Source organism: Pseudoalteromonas espejiana DSM 9414, assembly GCF_002221525.1.
GTDB lineage: Bacteria > Pseudomonadota > Gammaproteobacteria > Enterobacterales > Alteromonadaceae > Pseudoalteromonas > Pseudoalteromonas espejiana.
Genome location: NZ_CP011029.1, coordinates 531,304 through 552,957, shown reverse-complemented (window position 1 = coordinate 552,957; position 21,654 = coordinate 531,304). Strand labels below are relative to the sequence as shown.

The window sequence follows — 21,654 nt, the reverse complement described above, 5'->3', positions numbered from 1 at the left end:
AACCGCGCGAGTATAGCAGGCTCAATTATTGGAACAAGGCCAATTGTCCGCTTAAAATTTTTAAATGGATTAGGTGTATTTGAATACAGTATTTAGCGCATGGAGTTTTAAATTACTATTTAAACGTTACTTTACCGCCAATCATTTTATAAGCAGGCGCCCCTCTAATCGTTGCTGGGCGTGCAAAAGGGCGTTCGCAGTTAGGACATATACAAGGCGTGAGCGTATGATCTTGTGTTATACGCTCAATAAAACATTTAACGAGTGCACCTTTTCCGCCTTTTCGATACTTATACAAAGGTGCTTTACATGCAGAGCAAAAAATATCGACGGTTTTTGATGGCCCTTTTTTGTTTGGTTTTGCCATAGGCCCTCTTTTAGTCTTTGAAACAAATTAAAGGAAGAATTTTAACACTTTTAATTGCAGATGTGATGTGTGGGACTGAAGTTTCATTGAAGGGGTAGATATTTACATGCCAAGCATAAAAGTAATATGTGAAGTGCAATGTTACTTGCGGATACGTTAATCTCTAAAAAAAAAGCGATTTAATTGCGCCGATAGTACATTCATATTAAATGGTTTTACTATAAACCCAGACACTTTAGCTTTAATAACTTGTTTTACGGCATCAGAGCTATCTTCACAGGTAACCATAACAACTGGCAACTGCGAAAGAGCCTCGTCGCTTCTAATATTATCAAGTAAGTTTACGCCGTCCATTTTTGGCATATGCAGGTCAGTGATCACTAAATCAAAATGTTGTCCGCGCAATAACTTTAATGCTTGTAGGCCATCGGTAGCTTCAACTACATTTTTATAATCCAACTGCCTTAACATATTTATTAAAACGTGGCGCATTAATGGCATATCATCCACAACTAAAATTTTCATAACTTTGTTTACCAAAAAAGTGCTAGCCCGCCATCACTAAGTTAACTAAAACCAAATTAACTTAGATTACCCACTGTAACTACTTATAAGAGTATATTATTAACACAAATTCAAAATTAAGGCCAAACACCTATAATTAAGCCCATTAAAGAAAACTGCAGCGTATGGTAGCCGCCATTAATTAAAAATAACTTTATGGGCCGTTGTTCAAATATATAACTTAGCCCCAACGAACTACCAACCCAAAATAGGCCAATTGCAAATCCAGTAAACGCGCCCTCGCCTATCCCTGCCTCTTTACCTAAAAACAATGAAAGCACACATGCCGATACCATGGCTAAAAAGAAACTAGCACCAAAAATTAAGGTCGGCTTGGCTGAATGCAAATCTAACTCGGTAAGACCGATACTTTCTAACCATGCATTTTTAAAAAGCGCTTTTGAATACCAAATGCCACCAAGCATAAAAGAGGAAAGTGCTGCCACAAGTACCGCGAAAAAGTTAATGTCCGTAAAGGTCATACATACAGCCACACCGAAGAGTGTATAAAGGTATTTTGACTGTAGTTAATAATGAAGTAAGCAGCAAATTATAAACATGAAATTTATGCTTGTTGCTTTGCTAACTAACAGGTTTAATTTAAAATTCAGCAAACGTTGCATCAATTGCGCGCCCTAAATCATTGGGGCTAAGCGCCACTTCCAGACCTCGCCTTCCAGCGCTTACGTAAATGGTAGTAAAATTTAAAGCACGTTTATGGATAAAGGTTTTCAATCGTTTTTTTTGCCCAAGTGGACTTACGCCACCTAATACGTAACCCGTACTAGCGTGCACTTTTTTAGCATCGGCAAGTGTTAGTTTTTTTGCCTTATATAATTTAGCAAGTTGCTTTAAATTAACTTGCTCATCAACGCTTGTAAGCGCAACAATAAGCGCCTGTTCGTGGGTTTCAAGCACTAGGGTTTTAAAAACCTGAGCACTGTTAAGATTTAGCTTTTCAACCGCTTCCATACCATAGTGGGTATTATTTACCTCGTGCTGATAACTAAGTACATCAAATTGTATATTTAGCTTTTTAAGTGTTTCTATTGCAGGTGTCATAACGCTTTTTCCATTACTAACTTAGTATTAATACCCATCCGCAATAATATTTAATCATTTTTAGGGCCTAAACGTGTCGCTATCTGTGTTAAAAAATTCTCATTTACGACTGCATGGATGCAGAAGGTAGGGCAATGCAGGAGCAATTGCCGAAAACAACTAAATAACAAATTTTTTGCCTTGTTATCAACACGCTTTTCCATCCTTAAAATAGATCACTTAATTATGCGGATTGGTACAAAATAGCATATAAACACATTGGTTTAAGCAAAAAAAACGGCGCTAAAAGCACCGTTTTTTTTATTAAATGAAAACTACTAATTACTTAGTTAGGTCATCAAAAAACTTTTTAACCCCGTCAAAAAAGCCTTGCTCTTTTGGACGATTTTTAGAGCTGTCTTTACCCATGCTCTCATCTAATTCTTTAAGTAGCTCTCGTTGACGCTCATTTAAATTAACTGGCGTTTCAATTACCACTTTACAAATTAAATCACCTTGTGAACCACTGCGCACTGATTTAACACCTTTGCCACGCATACGGAACATTTTGCCCGTTTGTGTTTCAGACGGTATTTTAAGTTTTGCACGGCCATCAAGTGTCGGTACTTCAATCTCGCCACCTAAACCAGCGGTTGTAAAGCTAATAGGCACTTCACAGTACAAGTTGTTGCCATCGCGTACAAAAATTGGGTGTTCACGTACTGATACTTGTACATATAAATCACCTGCAGGTGCACCGTGCATGCCCGCTTCGCCTTCGCCAGTTAAACGAATACGATCGCCTGTATCTACGCCAGCTGGAATTTTAACCGACAGAGTTTTAGTTTTCTCAACACGCCCTTGTCCATGACACTTGTTACAAGGGTCTGAAATAATTTGGCCTTGACCCTGACACGTAGGACAGGTTTGCTGAACAGCAAAAAAACCTTGGCGCATTTGTACTTGGCCCGCACCATGACATGTAGTACATGTTTTTGGCTTAGAGCCAGGCTTGGCACCACTACCATCACACGGTTCACAGCTAACCCATGTTGGTACTTTAATTTCTACGTCTTTACCACGTACAGCTTCTTCTAAGCTTAAGTCCATGTTGTAACGTAAGTCTGATCCGCGTTGCTGACGAGATTGACGTCGACCACCGCCGCCGCCTCCAAAAATGTCACCAAACACATCACCAAAAATATCACCAAAATCGCCTTGACCACCACCGCCAAAGCCACCGTGACCGCCGCCACCGCCTTGTTCAAAGGCAGCATGGCCGTATTGGTCATACATTTGACGTTTTTGATCGTCGGTTAAAATCTCGTAAGCTTCTTTTACTTCTTTAAATTTAGTTTCGAGATCTTTATCACCGGCGGTACGATCTGGGTGATATTTCATCGCTAAGCGTTTATACGCTTTTTTTATGTCTCTCTCGCCTGCATCTTTGCTTACGCCGAGGACTTCGTAATAATCGCGTTTTGACATATCTATCACACTACTCTTTTCTATTTGCAGCTAAGCTGCGGGATAAACCGATAAATCACATCGATTTATCATGAAAATTTTAAACCTTAAATACATGCAAAAGGCGCGACAAGCTGTAGCCTGCGCGCCTCAAAAGTTCATCCTACCCTAAAAACCTGAGCAAATCATAATGTTTAGGCTAGTTAGAAGCTCAGCCAACAATTACTTGTCGTCTTTTACTTCTTCAAACTCTGCATCAACTACATCGTCGTCTTGCTTAGCAGACTGTTGTTGCTGTTGCTCACCTGCATCCGCGCCACCTTGTTGCGCTTTAGCTTGAGCAATTTCCATAAGCTTTTGAGACTTTTCAGCAAGTGCTTGCGTTTTAGCTTCAATTTCTGCTTTGTCGTCGCTCTTAATTGCGCCTTCAAGGTCAACTACAGCCGCTTCGATTGCGTCTTTGTCTTCACTTGGAAGGGCATCGCCAGCTTCTTCAATTTGCTTACGTGTACCGTGAACCATTGCATCAGCTTGGTTACGTGCAGCTACTAGCTCTTCAAACTTTTTATCTTCTTCAGCGTTAGCTTCTGCATCACGAACCATTTTCTCTACTTCTTCATCGCTTAAGCCTGAAGACGCTTGAATCGTGATTTTTTGCTCTTTACCTGTATCTTTATCTTTAGCAGATACATGTAAGATACCGTCCGCATCTACGTCGAATGTTACTTCGATTTGTGGTGTACCACGTTGCGCAGGACGAATACCTTCTAGGTTAAACTGACCTAGAGATTTGTTGTCGCTAGAACGCTTACGCTCACCTTGTAGTACGTGAATCGTTACTGCAGATTGGTTATCTTCTGCAGTAGAGAAAGTTTGCGATTTCTTAGTAGGAATCGTCGTGTTTTTCTCAATTAGCGCAGTCATTACTGAACCCATTGTCTCAATACCTAGAGATAATGGAGAAACGTCTAGTAATAGTACGTCTTTAACGTCGCCCGCTAATACACCACCTTGAATTGCTGCGCCTACGGCTACGGCTTCATCAGGGTTAACATCTTTACGTGGCTCTTTACCAAAGAACTCTGCAACTGTTTTTTGTACTAATGGCATACGTGTTTGACCACCTACTAAAATGATATCGTTAATATCATTTACTGATAAATCAGCATCAGCTAGTGCACGTTTAAGTGGTTCAATTGACTTAGTTACTAAGTCTTCAACAAGTGACTCAAGCTTAGCACGTGTTAATTTCACGTTCATGTGCTTAGGACCTGTTGCATCAGCAGTTACGTACGGAAGATTAACTTCTGTAGATTGTGCAGATGAAAGTTCAATTTTTGCTTTTTCAGCAGCTTCTTTAACACGTTGCATTGCAAGTGGATCAGTTTTAAGGTCAATGCCTTGATCTTTCTTGAATTCAGCTACTAAGTAGTTGATTACGCGGTTATCGAAATCTTCACCACCTAAGTGAGTGTCACCATTTGTAGCAAGTACTTCAAACGTGTGCTCGCCTTCAACTTCGTCAATCTCAATGATTGATAAATCGAAAGTACCACCACCTAAGTCATAAACTGCAACAATGTTTTCGCCTTTGTTTTTGTCCATGCCGTAAGCAAGAGCAGCAGCAGTTGGCTCATTGATAATACGTTTAACTTCAAGACCCGCAATACGGCCAGCATCTTTTGTTGCTTGGCGTTGTGAATCGTTAAAGTATGCAGGTACTGTAATTACCGCTTCAGTTACTTCTTCACCTAAGAAGTCTTCTGCAGTTTTTTTCATTTTTTTAAGTACTTCAGCAGAAATTTGTGGTGCAGCGCGTTTTTCGCCGCCCGCTTCTACCCATGCATCGCCGTTATCAGCTTTGATGATTTTAAACGGCATAATGCCGATATCGCGTTGTACTTCTTCGTCTTCAAAACGACGACCAATTAAACGCTTGATTGCAAATAACGTGTTAGTTGGGTTAGTAACCGCTTGACGCTTAGCAGGTTGACCTACTAATGTTTCGCCGTCTTGCGTGTACGCAATAATAGACGGGGTTGTGCGATCGCCTTCCGCATTTTCAATAACACGTGCTTTATCACCATCAAGTACTGCAACACAAGAGTTTGTAGTACCTAAATCGATTCCAATAATTTTACCCATGAATCTTCTCCAACTTCAAAATTCGTTAATACGTTCGATGACTAGTAAATAGGGATGCCACAAAGTTAATTCAACTGTAAAAATGAAAAAAAATTCATTTTTTGTAATTTATTTAACAAAAAACCTTAATAAAAGTAGGGTTTGATGTTTTTTAAGACAAATGCACCTATTTAACACAACTAGTCTGACCAGTTGATATGTGCTATATATGTCTCATAAAGATAATTTCAAGGACTATTACAATGCATTTTGATGACTTATTAAAACAAGCGTCGGCTATTTCTAACACTTCACACACTCAGTCAATACAACAAAGTGCCACAATGCAGTTTCCTGCAAATTGGTGCCAAGGCAGAACCGCTTTTGGTGGCCTTTCAGCTGCATTACTTTATCAAGCAATAAGAAAGCAAGTAGACCCTTCACGCAGGCTACTATCATTAAGTACTAATTTTGTCGGCCCGTTATTAGCCGATACCCCTTTTTCGTTGTCAGTAGAAATTTTACGCCAGGGTAAAAGTAGTACTCAAGTTTTAGCTAAAGTAATTCAAAGCGAACAAGTGTGCGTAATTGTACAAGCATGCTTTGCAATTGACAGAGAGTCAGGTGTAAATGTGCCAGTATCTAAAACCATGGGTTTAAAAGATGTTGATACTCGCCACACTTTGCCTTTTATTAAAGGCCAAATGCCTGAGTTTTTTCAGCACGTAGATTTATGCCCACAACAAGGTGCTATGCCATTTAGTGCTGCTGAGACCTCGCATTTAGGCGGCTGGATGCGCTTTAAACACACTCCCGAAACCATTACAGAAGCGCATATCATTGCACTAACAGATGCTTGGCCACCCACATTGCTACAAATGTTTAAGCAACCTGCGCCAGCAAGTAGCATGTCATGGTATTTAGAGTTTGTACAAGAGCCTAAGCTAACCCCAGGTGAATGGCTTGGTTTTGAAGCGATTACTCACCATGCCAAAGGTGGCTACGGATTAGAAGATGGCTGTATTTGGTCACAATCAGGCGAACTAATCGCCCTTACCCGCCAAACAGTTGCCTTATTTGACTAATACCAATCCGCAATAATACTTAATCATTTTCAGGGGCTAAACGTGTCGCTATCTGTGTTAAAAAATTCTCATTTAGAACAACTAAACAGCGAATTTTTTGCCTTGCTATCAACACGTTTATCCAACCTCAAAATAGATCTCTTAATTATGCGGATTGGTATAATTACACGCTATTTAGCTTGGCCGTTTACATTTAATAGCTGCTGGTATTTACCACTTTGCTTTATAGCAAGTAGGCCTTTATCAAATGTTTGTTGCAGTAACGGGTTATTAAAATAAGCTGGCCTTGGCGCTTTTGGAAAAATAGTATGAACACTAACAGGCAATGAATGCGGGTAATCGTTGTTGTAATAATAAAAAATGCGCTTATCAAGTACAATTACATCAACCCACTCTTTCATTAACCTATCAATTTGTGCACGCTGATTAACAACCTCTTCATAGGTTGCAAACTGGCTCACCTGTTTTGCAAAATGACTTGGCAAATAAGCGGTTGCATTTTGAAAGCCCAATACACTTTTATTATTTAAATTTAAAACCGTACTTATTTTATAGTTTTTCTTTTTTAGTGAAATGGCCACATTTTGATAGCTCAAAACAGACTTACTAGGGTAAATACCAGTGCCTATCTTACCGGCATAGTTAAGCAGTATATCTACCCCTCCGCTATGCAGCTGTTGTTCAGCCCGTTTGTTAGACATATAAATAACCACAATATTACTAACACCCTGTTCAACCAATGCAGCTTTAATAATATCAAGCTGTATACCTGAGTCTGTTTTTTCTATTACATACGGAGGAATGGTTGCGCTTGCAGCAATAACAATGGGCTTTTTTGGTGGGGCTGCTAAGGCGTTTGTGCTTAATAATAAATATAAAATAAAGCACAGTAATAAGTGATACATGATGACCTTTAACGTGTCGTTACTACGCTTTATGATTAATCGCGTTGTATTAATAGCTTAAATATAGCAAAATTGCGTAAACATTCTTCTTTTATGGTTATAACTTGCAAACTATTTGCCCGTGCTGCGACCTGATAATTGACTTACCAAGAATAGCCGCTAAGCAAATGGCAATATGCCCCCATTGCCAACATAAACTATGCGAAGCAGACGTAAACCATGACAGCCAAGTTGTGGCACTCAGTGTTGGCTCATTGCTTATGTTATTAAGTAGTATGTTTTACCCTTTTATTTCATTTAGTAGTAGTGGCATTACTCAAACCATTACCTTACCCGATGCCGCCCGTATTTTATTTAATTACGATAGTGAATTGCTTGGCTTATTTATAGACTTGAGCATAATTGCTTTGCCAATGAGTTTACTCGTTATTTTAATACCCATGCATTTAGGGCTACTAAGTGCCTTACCTCAAGGCATAGCAAGGCGTTTATTAAAATTTACCTTGGCACTTGAACCTTGGATCATGTCAGAGATTTTTTTAATTGGCGTGTTGGTAAGCATGGTAAAAATTATGTCGCTTGCTGATATAAGCTTTGGAGCTAGTTTTTGGGCTTATATTGGTTTTGTAATTTTATATATTGCGGCGCTTGCCCACTTAAATAGGCCAAGGTTATGGGCACAAATTAAACCGGTTGAATTTGTTGAAGAAGCCTCGCACGCCAAACGCGCTATTGATCAAAACATTAAAGCTTGTCACGTGTGCCATCAACTTTGTAAAGATGACTACTGCCCGCGCTGCCATAGCAAAACACATATTAGAAACCCAAATAGTGTGCAAAAAGCCACTGCGTGGTTGGTAACCTCGGTATTATGTTATATACCCGCTAATTTACTGCCAATTATGCACACCACCAGCCTAGGCGATGAATCTCCCTCTACATTAATAGGGGGCGTGCTTACGCTTTGGAAAAGTGGCTCTTACCCTATTGCCGCCATCATATTTTTTGCAAGTGTAGTAGTGCCACTCGCCAAAGCGTTTGTACTGAGCTTTTTATGTATTATGGTTGCAAAACCTGCAAACAGACACACCAAAGGGTATACTAAAATTTATCAACTTACTGAATTTATTGGCAAATGGTCAATGATAGACGTATTTGTAGTTGCTATACTGGTTGCACTAGTGCAATTAGGTAACTTAATGTCGATAACCCCAGGCGTTGGCATTGTCTTTTTTACTGTTATGGTAATATGCCAAATGATGGCCGCCCACGCGTTTGATCCGCGCTTGCTGTGGGATTCACCTAAAAACAAAACTTCAGAGAATAAAGCATGACCGAAACGGCGAATGTAACAAAGCAACCAAAAATTTCAGCCATATGGATTATTCCTCTGGTAGCCTTGTTGGTGGGCCTGTGGATGCTGTACCAATATCAGGCGAATGTAGGGCCCACTATTTATATAAAAATGCCCCATGCAGAGGGCATTATTGCAGGCAAAACTGAAATAAAAGTACGTAGTGTTAAAATTGGCCAAATAGATGCTATACGCTTATCAGATTCTCAAGACAGCGTAATCGCTCGTGCGCAGATAGATAAAAACTACGACTCGTTATTAACTGAAGATGCAAAAATTTGGGTTGTAAAACCCCGTATAGACGAGACTGGCATTAGCGGTATGAGTACACTTTTATCAGGCGTGTATTTGGAGTTTGCACCTGGCGAAAGTAAAAAATTAAAAGAACGTTTTGCCCTACAAGACGAGCCTGCATTAATTGGTAAAGACGTTCAAGGTGGACGTTTTCAGTTACTTAGCTATAACGCAGAAGTCCTAGAAGTAAGTACCGGTATATTTTTTAAAAATTATAAGATTGGCCAAATCGAAACGGCTACTTTTGATTGGAAAAACCAAGCAATGAAATACGGTATTTTTATTAACGAGCCGTATCAAAATCTTATTACTCTTAACTCTATTTTTTGGGTAAACGCAGGCATTGAAATTGACCTTTCGGCCGATGGTATAAATATAAGCACAGGGTCTTTGAGTAAACTACTCAAAGGTGGCATATCAGTCGGCTTACCTGAACAACAAGCACCAGGCGATATTGCGCAAAACGGACATAACTTTTCTCTTAGTCAAAGTTATAAAGAAGCCCTAGAGGAGCGTTTTTACGACTTTGATTACTACATTATTGACTTTGAACAATCAATTAGAGGCCTTCGCCCTGGCGCACCTGTTGAATACAGAGGTACGCGTATTGGCACCGTTGTAGAGGCGCCCGCCAACATTATTGTAAATGGTAAACCGGCTCACTTTAAAAATCATAATACTGCGGTACCTGTGCTTATAAAAGTAGAGTATGGCCGCTTATACCACGACAGCGCAGCAGCTAAAGAGTTTTGGCAAAGCAGCCTAACGGGTTGGATTAAAAATGGTATGCGCGCCTCTTTAAAACCGGGTAACCTACTTACCGGCGCTGTGTATGTAGATTTTGATATATACCCCGACGCACCTAAAGCTCATTTAGCAAAACTTGCGCAATACGACGTATTTCCGAGTATTTCAAGCGGTATTACCGTACTTGCCGACCAAGTATCGGACGTACTTAACAAAGTAAACGATTTAAAAATAGAAGACAGCCTAGCGCAAATGCAAGCAACCTTTAGCGATTATCAATCACTGGCAAACGAGATGCGCGAGCTGCTAAGCCAGCCCGACACACAAAATTTACCGGGTGATTTTAATCGTAATTTTGACAAAATGACAAAGAGTATGGAGCAGTTTGAAGTGACCATGCGCCAATTTGATAAAACAATGGCCAGCTACCAAGCAGGGTCTGAGTTTCATCATCAGTTACAACAAACATTACTTGAATTTAAACGCCTAAGTGAAGAAATTCAGCCATTAACACGCGGTTTGAATGAGCAACCTAATATGTTTATTTTTGACAAAGCGCTACCAGCCGATCCAAAACCAAGGAAGCAATAATGAAACAGTTATTATTAATCGTTGCCGCGCTAGTTACGCTTGCAGGGTGCAGTGCGTCAATTCAAACAGCTACGCAATATTATCAGTTTGAGCAACCTATTGCTTATTCGTCACGTAATGTTAAAGATACCGACGCACAACTTAGAGTACAAACCGTTGCACTTAGGGGAGCTTTAAATAATTTAGGCATTGCGATGAAAGTAGATAGAAATCAAATACACGCTGCTAATTATAATTTGTGGGGTGAATCGCCAGATGTCATGCTTACCGCTACGGCGCAACAAACACTCTTTAACGCTATGCCGAACTGGATGGTGATTAAAGGCTTACCTGTTATTACAGAGGTTGATCAACAAACATTTTATGAACTTGAGTATGAGGTTCACCATTTTAATGGCGACATGCAAGGGAATGCTGATATATCTGGCCTTTGGCGCTTATATTATACTCACCCAGAAACTGGACGACGTTTAATTAGTATTCATAACTTTTCAAACGTAGTACCAATAGACGACGACGGATACGATGGTTTAGTCGCTACGCTTGAAAAAACCTGGCTAAACATAAATTTAGACGTGGCTAAAGCAATAGAGCAAGCACGACTTTAATAACCATATACATCAACGGCGGTTTTATCATCATTAATAACCGCCTTGCCTACCTTTTTAAAGCCTAATTTTAGCAATACACTTTGCGAAGCTTTATTACTTGGCGAAGCGATAGCACTTACCTGATTGATACCCAGTGTGTGCTTATTTTGTAGTAAAACGTTTGCCGCTTCAAAAATATAGCCATTCTTTTCATGATTAGTTAAAAGTGCAAAGCCTAGGTCGGGGTATTGAAGCACCGCACGTTTATAAAAACCAGCAACCCCAACAGCTTCTCCCCCTCTCAAAGTAATAATATAAGGCCCAAACCCTTGATGTTTATGAGCAGCGGTAAACGACTGCTCAATATAATTTTTGGCATCATTGAGCGTATAAATGGCTTTATCGCCAATATGTTTTATAAAGTTTGGCTGATTAGCCAAAGTAAGCAGCATGGCGGCATCGTGCTCATTTGCATAGCGAAGCTCTAAACGTTTTGTTTTAAATACGGTGTCCATTCAAAGCCTCTGTAAAATAGTTATTTTGCACGTAAATTTTTATTGACTGAAATGCAAAAGCAGATTATTTTTGCGCCGATGTTTTTACAGGCACAACAATAGCGGTATGCATTCCTTGCTCCGTCTGGCGCCAAAGCCAACGCGTTTTTATTTAAACCTTTAATTTAACATAACCGTTTAAATACCCCTCTCGCGTACAAAAGCAGTGACTTGGAAAATGATTTAACAACAAACTATCATTTTCTTTGTTTTTGTATAAGCAATTTAAATTTTAAATATGCTTTTAATTTTGTGAACACTTAAATGCTCGAACCTTCTGCGTTAAGTTTACTGCCACCAGCGGTGGTTGTTGTTTTGGCTGTTGTTTTACGCCGCCCTATTTTATCTTTACTTATTGGTGCTTTAGTTGGCTTAGTAATAGCTGACCCGGCTCAGGTACTTGCTAATTTTGCCAGCACATCGCTAAAAGTAATGACCGACGAAACCATAGGTTGGTTAATACTCGTATGCGGTGGCTTTGGCGCTTTAATCGCCTTATTAGTGCGCACTGGCGGTGCGTCGGCGTTTGGCAAATTAGCGTTAAAATACACCAAAGGTAAGCGTTCCTCTTTATTTATGACCTTTTGTTTAGGCGTGGTTATTTTTATTGATGACTACTTAAATGCGCTTACTGTTGGTGAAACGATGAAGCGCATTACCGATAAATTTAAAGTTAGCCGTGAAATGCTTGCCTACGTTGTCGACTCAACAGCGGCACCAATTTGTGTGCTTGTACCATTATCTACTTGGGCAGTATTTTTTGGCGGACTATTAGTAGATAACGGCATTGCCGAGGAAGGCAAAGGGATTGCAGTTTATATTCAAGCAATTCCTTATATGTTTTACGCCTGGTTTGCAGTACTGGTGGTTTTGTTAGTGGTATTAGGTGTTATACCTGCTATTGGCCCTATGAAAAAAGCAGAACAAATGGCGAAAATAGAGCAAGCCAGTGTAGACCCTGCTCAGTTTAGTGATATTCAAACAGCCGACGAATACGCAGTAAAAGCAGTAGAAGAAAACTTTGAAGATGCCGATCCTAAAGGAAAGTTACATAACTTTTTACTGCCAATAATTTTACTAGTAGCTTTTACCGTTTACTTTGAAATAGATGTATACAAAGGCTTACTGGCAACCATGGCGGTAACTTTACCTTTTTATGCACTACAAAAGTTAATGAGCGTTAGCGAAATGATTGAACGTATGCTTGATGGCTTTAAAAGTATGATACCGGCCATTGGCACTGTCATTGCCGCGTTTATTTTTAAAGATGTATGCGATTTAATAGGTTTACCACAATTTGTTATAGGCAGTTTAAGCCCATATATGACGGCGCAATACTTACCAGCAGTGGTGTTTATTGCGATGGCAGTGTTAGCGTTTGCTACAGGCTCTAGCTGGGGTATTTTTGCAGTGTCTATACCTATCGTTATGCCACTGGCAACTGCGGTTGATGCAAATATTCCATTAGTAATTGGCGCGTTATTATCGGCTTCATCATTTGGTAGCCAAGCGTGCTTTTATTCAGACTCTACAGTACTTGCAGCTCAAGGCTCTGGCTGTAACTTAATGAGCCATGCGGTAACGCAATTACCTTACACGTTAATAGCGGCTTCAATGGCGGTTATAGGCTTTATTGTTATGGCATAAATATTAGTTAGACGAGTGAAATAAAAACCCCAATGTAGCAATACATTGGGGTTTATTTTAACTTTAGATATAACGTTTATTTTTGTAACTTAATGCCATTGTAATAAGCGTCAAGCGTAGTGATTTTTGTTTGATTAGGTAAATCAGCAAAGTCACTTTCAATAAACTTAGTACCACGCAGCTGTACATTTAAACGCGCAGCTTGAGGGTTTAGCATGGTTTGCTTGTAGTACTGTTTTATATCTGCAAGCGTTACTTGTTCTACTTCATCAATCAGCTTTTGCTTTGAATCAAATTTAAAGTTTTCGCGGTACCAGTCTGTTATAAGCGGGCTCATTTCGTCGCTTAAATTTTTAGGCTGCTCTTTTAGTGATACTAACGTCGCGTTTTTAAGCTGCTCGAATGTATCAGTGCTCATGTTATCAAGCTCTACCGCGTACTCTTTTTTAAATTGATCAAAGCGTGCTTGTATCTCTTTTGGCCCTTTAACCGGGGTCTGAATAAATAAGCCAATGGCTGAGTAATCTTCTATTGGGCGAGCTAATGCACCTACAGCGTAAGCTAGTTGCTCTTCAGTGCGCATTTTATCAAACGCAACTGTTCTAAAGTGCCCTTGTAATACGGCAGCTTGCGCCTTTTGTTTATAACCGGCTACAGGGTGTACGGTCATATCAACAACGGCTACATCGGCAACATCAATATCTTTTTGAAGTACCAGTGTTTCGCCTGGTTGCGGTAACCATGCTTTGCTGCGCGCAAACTCACTGTGCGTATGATTACTTTCAAGCGTAGCGCTTAATTCGCCAGCTATTGCATCAATATCTTGCTGGTTATAGTTACCATAACTAAACACGCGTAAATCGTTTTTAGCAAAAGTTGCTGTTTTTAAATTATTTAAATCAGCAACAGATAATGACTCAGCCGCGTTTATGAGTGCGTCTGTATCAAAACTACCGGTGCGAATAAGTTTTGAATAAGCGCCAAATGCTTGCGCATACGGAAACTGCTTTTGTTGGTTAAGTAAACCACGTTTGTAGCGATCAATTGCTTGGCTAAGTGCTTGTGCAGTAACATCAGCTTTTAAACCGCTAAGCGCTTGTTTAAGTAATACGTCTTGTTTATCAGTAAAGCCACTCATTGATAATACAAGGCCGTTACTTGGCGCAAGGCTTACACTCATACCCGCTATAGCAGCTTCAGTGCTTAACTGACTTTGCTGTATGTTGTATAAGTCAGCCCATACCGAATAAAGCACCTCAGCGTTTATATCAGTTAAACCAGGTTGAGTGTTTATGTATACCTCAACAAGACCTTTTGGTTGCTCTGCAAACTTTTGGCTTGCTTGGCGCCATACTTTCACGCCGTTTTTATCATAAGCTAATACTGGGTGCTTTTGCTCTTTAAACGCTTTAGTTTTAATTGCAAAGCTCTCAGGTAGTAAGTTGTTTACACTAGGCAGTGCTAATTTAAATTCACTTGGCTTTTTCCAACTGGCAATTTCATCATCGCTAATGTCGTTAATGCGATATTTGCCATCATAAAAATGTAATTGCGAGTCTGTTTCTTCTTGTTGAGATATATACCAAACGCGCAACGTTTTTGGATTTAACTGCTCAAGCACACTATTAATTGCGCTGGCATCAAACTTAGCATAATAGTAAGGAGCATCAATTACGTGATTTAGTGGGTAGTCTTGCATGCTACCCGTAAGCGCGCTTACATAGCTAAATTCGTCGCCCTTTTCTAAAAATTTAAACTGATTGCTTAGCGACGTTTTAATTTCGTTAAAGTACTTACTATCTACACCTTCTTCTTTAATTAAGTCGATGTATTGCATGATAGTCGCAACTATCGTCTCACGATTTTTCATGCCCTCGTCGGTTAATTCCATAGACACATTAAGTGAACCATAGTTACCATATTGGCTTGGTGATGGCGTCGCTGTTAACTGCGATACCCAGCCTTTATCACGTAAAACTTGCGCGGGGCTACCTTGCATTTCGTTACTTAATAAATAAGCAACATAACGATTAGGTTTAAGTGCAAACTCATCACTATTGTTGTTAATTGTGAACTCTAGCTGCAGCTGTTTTACATCTTCATTAGGTGAATAGAATACGCGTTTACCTCCAGCCTTATCAAAATCAAGTTCAGCCGTAACACTTGGTTTTTCGATATTTTTATTTTTTATATCAGCAAAGTACTTTTGCGCTTTTTGTTCCATTTCAGCAATTGGCAAGTTAGAAATAAGCGCCACTTTCATTATATTTGATGAGTAGTACTTATTGTAAAAGTCGACAGTTTCTTTGTGCAGCGAGCTGCCTTTTTTATCGCCAAGTGTTTCTAGGTTACCAATTAAAAAACGGTTAGCGGGGTGATCGCCCATCATTTTACGGGCAAGTTTAAATTGCCCAAAAAAGTCCATTTCTCGGCGCATTGACCACTCTGCGTTTACCGCGTTTTTTTCTTTATCTGTATACTCTGGGTAGAGCTTTGGGGCTTTAAAAAAGTCAGCAAAACGGTCTAGTCCTTCATCAAAGGCATCGTTATTAATTTTAAACATATAGTTGGTAATATCGAGCCAAGTATAGGCGTTATTAACCCCACCATTTTTGGTCATAAAATCAGAATACCCTTTGGTATCTGGGTAACGCTCAGTGCCTAAAAACAGCATATGCTCTAAATAATGCGCCATACCTTGTTGCATCATTGGGTCGTGCAGTAAACCTACCCCTACACTTAAAGAAGCTGCTGATTTTTCGGCGCTTGGGTCTGAAACTAAAATAACGTCAATCTCGTTTGCTAATTTAAGTGTTTTATATTCACGCGTATCGTTTGGGCTGACCACTAAAGTATCGGAAAGTAATGAAGCCGCAGGCGCTCCAGAAGTCGATGAAGTATTAGAACAACCACTTAAAACTGCTAAGGCAATAGCACTAAAGCCAATAATTTTTTTCATTTTATTTTCCAATTTTAAAAACGGCTGTTATTTTCTGTAGCCAATAAAAATATTTCTATGGGGGTTAAATTAACATTATCAATTAATGGTTTACCACAAAATAAGCGTAAATTATGTAACACATTGTGAAAAACACCTGCATACTAAAAGAAACAAAATAACGACAAGGGAAAAAAATGGAAAAAACAATAATACTCGCCATGTTTGCTCAAGTGACGTTGTCACTCATTGTTATGCTTATCATGGGGAAAAGACGCTTTGCTGCAGCAAAAAACAAGCAATTACAGTTTAGTGACTTTAAAACTATGCGCCTTGATAGCGCCGGAGACTCAGTACGGGTAGCTGATAGAAACTTTACCAACCAGTTTGAAATTCCAGTGCTTTTTTATGCAGGTTGCCTAATTGCACTGCAACTAAATAGCGCGAGCTACTTAATTGCAGCATTAGCGTGCTTATTTGTACTTACGCGAATCATCCACACCATTATTCATATTGGTAGTAATAACATTAGAATGCGTTTTAATGTGTTTTTACTTGGTTGCGCCAGTGTGTTTGCACTGTGGCTGGCTGTTATTTGGCGAATTATGTTGTTTTAAAAGCGACTTCAAAAAGCCGCTTGCCAATACTGCGTATTATACCAATTTGCAATAGTCCTTAACTATATTTGCGTAGCTAAACGTGTTGCTACCTGCGCTAAAATTTTCATTGATAATAACTAAATAGCTAATTTTTTGCCTAGCTCCCACACGTTTTTCATCGTCAAAATAAAGAGTTTAATTAAGCGTATTGGTATTAAACAGGTTAAAGCGTAAAGTTAATGTGTACGTTTTAATCTGTTTACTGATACAAAAAATGCTATTAATAACCAAAAACCACCTAGCACACCACCAGAGCTAGTTGATGAAATAGCATCATCTGAAGTGTCTTCTTGCGCAATAAGTGTATTGTTTGTTGGATTCAAGCCCGTAGAGGATGCAGGGTTATCATCTAAAACCACGACACTATTAATAGTGACTAAATTAGCGCTGCTAATAGTTACATCGCTACTCGAACACTGATCACTTGTGATATCTACTACAGGAATATCGCTGCAATGGACTAACGCAGATATATTATCGAGCGTTGGTTGGCTTTGTGCTGTAATTTGCCCAAACACGGTATAACCGCCATTTTGGATATCAAGCGTAGTGCTATTATCTACCATGTTAAAAAACCACTGGCTGGTCGCGCTGTTTTCATCATTAGCAAGCTTAGCCATGGCTATAGTGCCTTTAACATTTGATAAAACAGGCTCGTTAATCACTGCTGGCCTTGTAGTTATTGGGTCTAAGGAATCTGAAAAAGTAAAGCCGCCGCCCTGAATAACAAAGTCAGTAATTGAGCGATGAATAACCGTTTCATTGTAAGCATCATCTTCTATATAACTTAAAAAGTTTGCAACGGTATTGGGGGCTTGCTCATCAAACAAATTAATTTCAATAACCCCTTGCGAGGTTTGCATTTCGACAATGGTAGCGTGGCTGGTAAAACTGCCACATACAAGTAACGACCCTATTAGGTACTTTTTCATTATTAAACCTGTTTTTATAGTTATTTAAATTAAGCATTAATACTAATCTACCCATAATTAAGTGTCTAAGTATTAATAATGCACAGCTACAATTAAGACCGGTTTAGTTACAGTTCAATTACAGTTTTAATTATATTAGCGCCAACTATAAAGAATAAGATCATAAATAACGCTTAAATAATTTAATCTTATTTTTAATCCGCAGTATAAAAAAGTATAAATAAGTACATTTTTTACCATTAAATTAGTTTAAACTAACCGCCTAAGAATTTAAGCAAACCATAATTAATGGGTACTTCATGCGTATAATTATTTTATTCTCACTTGTTTTAAGTGTAATAGCCTGCACTAGTTCACCAATAAATACGGCGGTAGAGCCACAGTATATTACTATACTCCACACCAATGATAACCATGGGCGCTTTTGGCATAACGAAAAAGGCGAGTATGGCATGGCTGCACGTAAAACCTTAATTGACTCACTGCGCAATAAGGCCAAGCAACAGGGGCATGCTGTGTTACTTCTCTCTGGTGGCGATATAAATACAGGTATTCCAGAGTCAGACTTACAACATGCGGAGCCCGACTTTAAGGGAATGTCGTTACTGGGTTATGATGCCATGGCTATTGGTAACCATGAGTTTGATAACCCACTGAGCGTGTTAAGTAAGCAGCAAAAGTGGGCAACGTTTCCTCTGTTATCGGCAAATATTTTTGACAAAGCAACGGGCGAACACGCATTTCAGAGCTATAAAGTGTTTGAACAAAATGGCTTGAAAGTTGCCGTTATAGGTTTAACAACCACAGATACTGCTAAAATTGCTAACCCTCAATACATAGGCCATTTAGAGTTTAGAAACCCTGTTGATGTTACTTCGCAATTAGCCGAAGAAATAAACGAAAAGCATAACCCTGACATCACCATTGCATTAACCCATATGGGCCATTATGTAGATGGTAAGTTTGGTATTAACGCGCCGGGCGATGTAACACTTGCACGCGCTTTGCCAACTAACACGTTAGATATGATTATTGGTGGGCACTCGCAAGAACCCGTTTGTATGGCTGCAAAAAATACAAACGACGACAACTTTAAGCCTGGCTTAGCCTGTAAACCCGACCAACAAAATGGCACTTGGATCATGCAAGCCCATGAATGGGGCAAATATGTAGGTAAAGCAGAATTTAAGCTTGAAGGCGACACACTAACTTTACTTGATTACAAACTAATGCCAGTAAATTTATATGTAGATAAAGTGCAAGCAGATGGGTCAACCAAAGCGGTACTGGCTAATGAGTACATAAAACCAGATCCAAAACTAAAAGCCTTTTTATCGGTATATCAAGAAAAAGGTGCTAAGCAAATTGCAGGACCAATTGGTTCTGTAAATGCGCGCCTAGAAGGTGATAGAAACAAAGTACGTTATCAACAAACTAATCTTGCACGCGTAATTATTCAGGCTCAAATGAACGTAGTTAATGCCGATTTTGGACTAATAAGTGGCGGTGGTATTCGCAGTTCAATAGAAGCTGGCGAAGTAAGTTATAAAGATGTTTTAAAAGTACATCCTTTTAAAAACCGTATCACTTATATGGACTGGCAAGGCAGTGATTTATGGAATTACTTAAATACTGTAACGAGCTTCCCACCGGATGCAGGTGCTTATTTACAGTATCATAAGCTATCGTTTGAACGTAAAAATGGCCAGCTAGTTAATGTAGCTATTAATGGCCAACCATTAAATAAGAATAAAACTTACCGCATGAGTCTAAATAGCTATAACGCATCAGGCGGTGATGGTTACCCTGCGCTTACGAATAAAAAAGGCTTTGTTAGTACTGACCAAACAGATGCTCAGGCGCTACAAGACTTTATATCAAAAAACAGCCCCCTTAATGCGGCTGAATTTACCCCTAAATAAATGAAGATAATAATAGGAAGGTAGTTAAACTACTTTCCTATTATTTCAATATTGCCTTTTTTAATATTTGCCAACCCATAGCTATGCAGTCGAGAACGCGACCCTTCTCCATACGCTTTAGGTGGATAATATAAGTCTTTCTCTTCAGGACATTCGTTAAGCACTTCATCTAATGCCGCACGTATTTCACTCAAAGTTTTTTCAAGACTATTATTAAAGTTAGGTTTTTTTCTAATTGTATGACCAAGCTCAACTAACCTATAAAAATACTTGTTAGCAAGCTCTATAAGCTCCTCGGGTACATTTTTATTATGACTAAGCGTTACATCATCATTATTTGTACAATACTCTACAAGTGCTAAATAAAAGCATAGTGGCTTATTGGCCAAAGCCATTTTTTTATCTGGATTACAATTACTAGATAGTGTTTTATCGTTAAGATCAACAATAAGTACAAGCGGCGTAGGCTCAGTAATTGTTTGATGCTCTGTATGAATCAATTGTTTATTACTTTGCTTAATAAACGCAAATTTTATCCAAAAGGTAACTAACACACTTAAAACAAAAAATATTAAATAATAAATAAAATGACTTAACGTAAAGTGGGTGCGCTTAACGCCAAATACAACTAATACAACCCCGCTGCTTGTATTCAAACTATGCATTACTTGCCCTGGCTTTATAGGTGTTACCATTTCTTTTTTGGATACAATAGCAGCAACTATGAGATCATCCGAATCGATGTAGCTATTTAAGGTTTTAATGTAGCTATTAACCGTGTCTTTATTACCTGAGTGTTTAAGCAGCTCATTTGATAAATCAAGTAAGGGTAAATCTAGTGCTATTTGCTTCTCTATCTGGATTATTTTTTGTTTAACTACTTGCTGGCTTTTTTGAGTTACAGAAATGTAAAAAACAGACGATAAAATAAAAAATAAACACAGTAAAACAAGTAATTGCTTATATTTACTCATCATCTGCGTCCTCTTTTAAGTTTACTGAGCTAATACCGCAACTCCAAAACGGCTGAACATTCTGATAGTAGTGCAACCTTTGATCTTTAGACATAGCAAGTAAGTTTTCCTGAACTGCACAAAACAAATCAGTATTATTTTGCTGCATTTTTAAATACCACCTTGTCCCAGAAATATTATTACTCAATGGTGTAATATAGTTTTTTGAAAAACGTTTTTCGTCGCTCTCTTTCCAAAACGAAGCAATAATATCTACTTTTCCGTCAGCGAGTAAATCACGTAATTCATTATGTGAGCTAGCATAGGTAATTTTCAAATTAGCTAAATTAATATCCAACTCTTTAAATGTTTGCTTTGGTAAAATGTGCCCAGAACGACTAGTTGGGTAATCAAGCAAACCTATGCGTTTATCTAAAAAGTACTGTTTTGTAAGTCGAGGTTTTTCTTTAGACGATATAAAAAAAGCAGTGTAGTCAGAAAACCCCACTACCGGTTGATAGTTGTAAGTTGATTCAGCTTTAAATGCAGCCATAATATTACTTTTCGCTAAAATTAAATCTGCAATACCTTTACCAACAAACTCAAAACTGTCTGCCGTTCTATCTCCCCAATACCCTTTTACAGAGCCATATTGCTTAGCCACGACGTTATCAGAACACAAACTTTGTGTTAATACCTTGGCTATTTTTTTTGATTGAGTGAAAATAATTAACTGGTCTTTATTACTTGTTGCACTTGTATGACACTCTGTTGAGGTTTCGATCATAACTGGAAAATGTAAATCATCGTTGTATACACTAACTTGACCACAAATCCACGTAACAACCAACAACACAAACAAAAATATAACAATTAACATTTTGTGCAACACAATATTTTTAAAATTCAAAGCAATGCCA

General features: G+C 38.8%; 19 protein-coding genes. 7 read left to right on the top strand and 12 right to left on the bottom strand.

Annotation, left to right across the window (positions count from 1 at the left end):
• Nucleotides 1-115: 115 nt before the first annotated feature.
• From PESP_RS19350 to dnaK, 6 genes are all read right to left on the bottom strand, one after another.
• Nucleotides 116-367, bottom strand: coding sequence for a hypothetical protein (locus PESP_RS19350; protein ID WP_089349639.1), 252 nt, complete (start codon nucleotides 365-367; stop codon nucleotides 116-118).
• A gap of 156 nt (nucleotides 368-523) precedes the next feature.
• Nucleotides 524-892 (bottom strand): response regulator, encoded by a 369-nt coding sequence (locus PESP_RS19345; protein WP_089349638.1) that lies wholly within the window; start codon nucleotides 890-892, stop codon nucleotides 524-526.
• Between the two features lie 116 nt (nucleotides 893-1,008).
• Nucleotides 1,009-1,413 carry a DUF1761 domain-containing protein gene (locus PESP_RS19340; RefSeq protein WP_089349637.1) on the bottom strand — a complete coding sequence of 135 codons (405 nt, stop codon included), beginning with the start codon at nucleotides 1,411-1,413 and terminating at the stop codon, nucleotides 1,009-1,011.
• A gap of 118 nt (nucleotides 1,414-1,531) precedes the next feature.
• Nucleotides 1,532-1,993, bottom strand: a complete 462-nt coding sequence (gene ybaK / locus PESP_RS19335; protein ID WP_089349636.1) for a Cys-tRNA(Pro) deacylase — start codon at nucleotides 1,991-1,993, stop codon at nucleotides 1,532-1,534.
• Nucleotides 1,994-2,314: 321 nt separating this feature from the next.
• Nucleotides 2,315-3,460 (bottom strand): molecular chaperone DnaJ, encoded by a 1,146-nt coding sequence (gene dnaJ / locus PESP_RS19330; protein ID WP_089349635.1) that lies wholly within the window; start codon nucleotides 3,458-3,460, stop codon nucleotides 2,315-2,317.
• 201 nt (nucleotides 3,461-3,661) lie between these two features.
• Complete coding sequence (gene dnaK / locus PESP_RS19325; RefSeq protein WP_089349634.1) at nucleotides 3,662-5,584, bottom strand: molecular chaperone DnaK; 1,923 nt, start codon at nucleotides 5,582-5,584, stop codon at nucleotides 3,662-3,664.
• 242 nt (nucleotides 5,585-5,826) lie between these two features.
• On the opposite strand from dnaK, the gene PESP_RS19320 reads away from it, so the two are divergent.
• Nucleotides 5,827-6,648, top strand: coding sequence for a thioesterase family protein (locus PESP_RS19320; protein WP_089349633.1), 822 nt, complete (start codon nucleotides 5,827-5,829; stop codon nucleotides 6,646-6,648).
• A gap of 170 nt (nucleotides 6,649-6,818) precedes the next feature.
• Here PESP_RS19320 and PESP_RS19310 read toward each other — a convergent pair whose 3' ends face one another.
• Complete coding sequence (locus PESP_RS19310) at nucleotides 6,819-7,553, bottom strand: substrate-binding periplasmic protein (protein ID WP_089349631.1); 735 nt, start codon at nucleotides 7,551-7,553, stop codon at nucleotides 6,819-6,821.
• A 167-nt stretch (nucleotides 7,554-7,720) separates the two neighbouring features.
• Between PESP_RS19310 and PESP_RS19305 the strand changes: the two genes are divergently transcribed.
• Genes PESP_RS19305 through PESP_RS19295 form a run of 3 tightly spaced genes read left to right on the top strand, consistent with a single transcriptional unit; the run spans nucleotide 7,721 to nucleotide 11,147 of the window.
• Nucleotides 7,721-8,887 carry a paraquat-inducible protein A gene (locus PESP_RS19305; RefSeq protein ID WP_245852331.1) on the top strand — a complete coding sequence of 389 codons (1,167 nt, stop codon included), beginning with the start codon at nucleotides 7,721-7,723 and terminating at the stop codon, nucleotides 8,885-8,887.
• Nucleotides 8,884-10,539, top strand: a complete 1,656-nt coding sequence (gene pqiB / locus PESP_RS19300) for an intermembrane transport protein PqiB (protein WP_089349629.1) — start codon at nucleotides 8,884-8,886, stop codon at nucleotides 10,537-10,539. The genes PESP_RS19305 and pqiB overlap by 4 nt, the downstream gene beginning before the upstream one ends.
• Nucleotides 10,539-11,147: a PqiC family protein gene (locus PESP_RS19295; RefSeq protein WP_089349628.1), complete on the top strand. Its 609-nt coding sequence runs from the start codon at nucleotides 10,539-10,541 to the stop codon at nucleotides 11,145-11,147. The genes pqiB and PESP_RS19295 overlap by 1 nt, the downstream gene beginning before the upstream one ends.
• Here PESP_RS19295 and PESP_RS19290 read toward each other — a convergent pair.
• Nucleotides 11,144-11,644: a GNAT family N-acetyltransferase gene (locus PESP_RS19290; RefSeq protein ID WP_089349627.1), complete on the bottom strand. Its 501-nt coding sequence runs from the start codon at nucleotides 11,642-11,644 to the stop codon at nucleotides 11,144-11,146. The two genes, PESP_RS19295 and PESP_RS19290, sit on opposite strands and share 4 nt — an antisense overlap.
• A gap of 303 nt (nucleotides 11,645-11,947) precedes the next feature.
• On the opposite strand from PESP_RS19290, the gene PESP_RS19285 reads away from it, so the two are divergent.
• On the top strand, nucleotides 11,948-13,330 hold the full coding sequence (locus PESP_RS19285; RefSeq protein WP_089349626.1) for a Na+/H+ antiporter NhaC family protein: 1,383 nt from the start codon (nucleotides 11,948-11,950) through the stop codon (nucleotides 13,328-13,330).
• A 76-nt stretch (nucleotides 13,331-13,406) separates the two neighbouring features.
• Here the strand turns inward: PESP_RS19285 and PESP_RS19280 are convergent, their stop codons facing one another.
• Nucleotides 13,407-16,289, bottom strand: a complete 2,883-nt coding sequence (locus PESP_RS19280; RefSeq protein WP_089349625.1) for an insulinase family protein — start codon at nucleotides 16,287-16,289, stop codon at nucleotides 13,407-13,409.
• Between the two features lie 176 nt (nucleotides 16,290-16,465).
• Here PESP_RS19280 and PESP_RS19275 point away from each other — a divergent pair, with 176 nt between their 5' ends.
• Nucleotides 16,466-16,885 carry an MAPEG family protein gene (locus PESP_RS19275; protein WP_089349624.1) on the top strand — a complete coding sequence of 140 codons (420 nt, stop codon included), beginning with the start codon at nucleotides 16,466-16,468 and terminating at the stop codon, nucleotides 16,883-16,885.
• A gap of 218 nt (nucleotides 16,886-17,103) precedes the next feature.
• Here the strand turns inward: PESP_RS19275 and PESP_RS19270 are convergent, their stop codons facing one another.
• Entirely contained in the window at nucleotides 17,104-17,859 is a 756-nt protein-coding gene (locus tag PESP_RS19270; RefSeq protein WP_089349623.1) for a peptidylprolyl isomerase, read from the bottom strand.
• A gap of 299 nt (nucleotides 17,860-18,158) precedes the next feature.
• Here PESP_RS19270 and ushA point away from each other — a divergent pair, with 299 nt between their 5' ends.
• Nucleotides 18,159-19,781 carry a bifunctional UDP-sugar hydrolase/5'-nucleotidase UshA gene (gene ushA / locus PESP_RS19265; protein ID WP_089349622.1) on the top strand — a complete coding sequence of 541 codons (1,623 nt, stop codon included), beginning with the start codon at nucleotides 18,159-18,161 and terminating at the stop codon, nucleotides 19,779-19,781.
• Nucleotides 19,782-19,810: 29 nt separating this feature from the next.
• Here the strand turns inward: ushA and PESP_RS19260 are convergent, their stop codons facing one another.
• Entirely contained in the window at nucleotides 19,811-20,755 is a 945-nt protein-coding gene (locus PESP_RS19260) for a hypothetical protein (RefSeq protein WP_089349621.1), read from the bottom strand.
• Nucleotides 20,748-21,614: a substrate-binding domain-containing protein gene (locus PESP_RS19255; RefSeq protein WP_089349841.1), complete on the bottom strand. Its 867-nt coding sequence runs from the start codon at nucleotides 21,612-21,614 to the stop codon at nucleotides 20,748-20,750. The genes PESP_RS19260 and PESP_RS19255 overlap by 8 nt, the downstream gene beginning before the upstream one ends.
• Nucleotides 21,615-21,654: the final 40 nt, after the last annotated feature.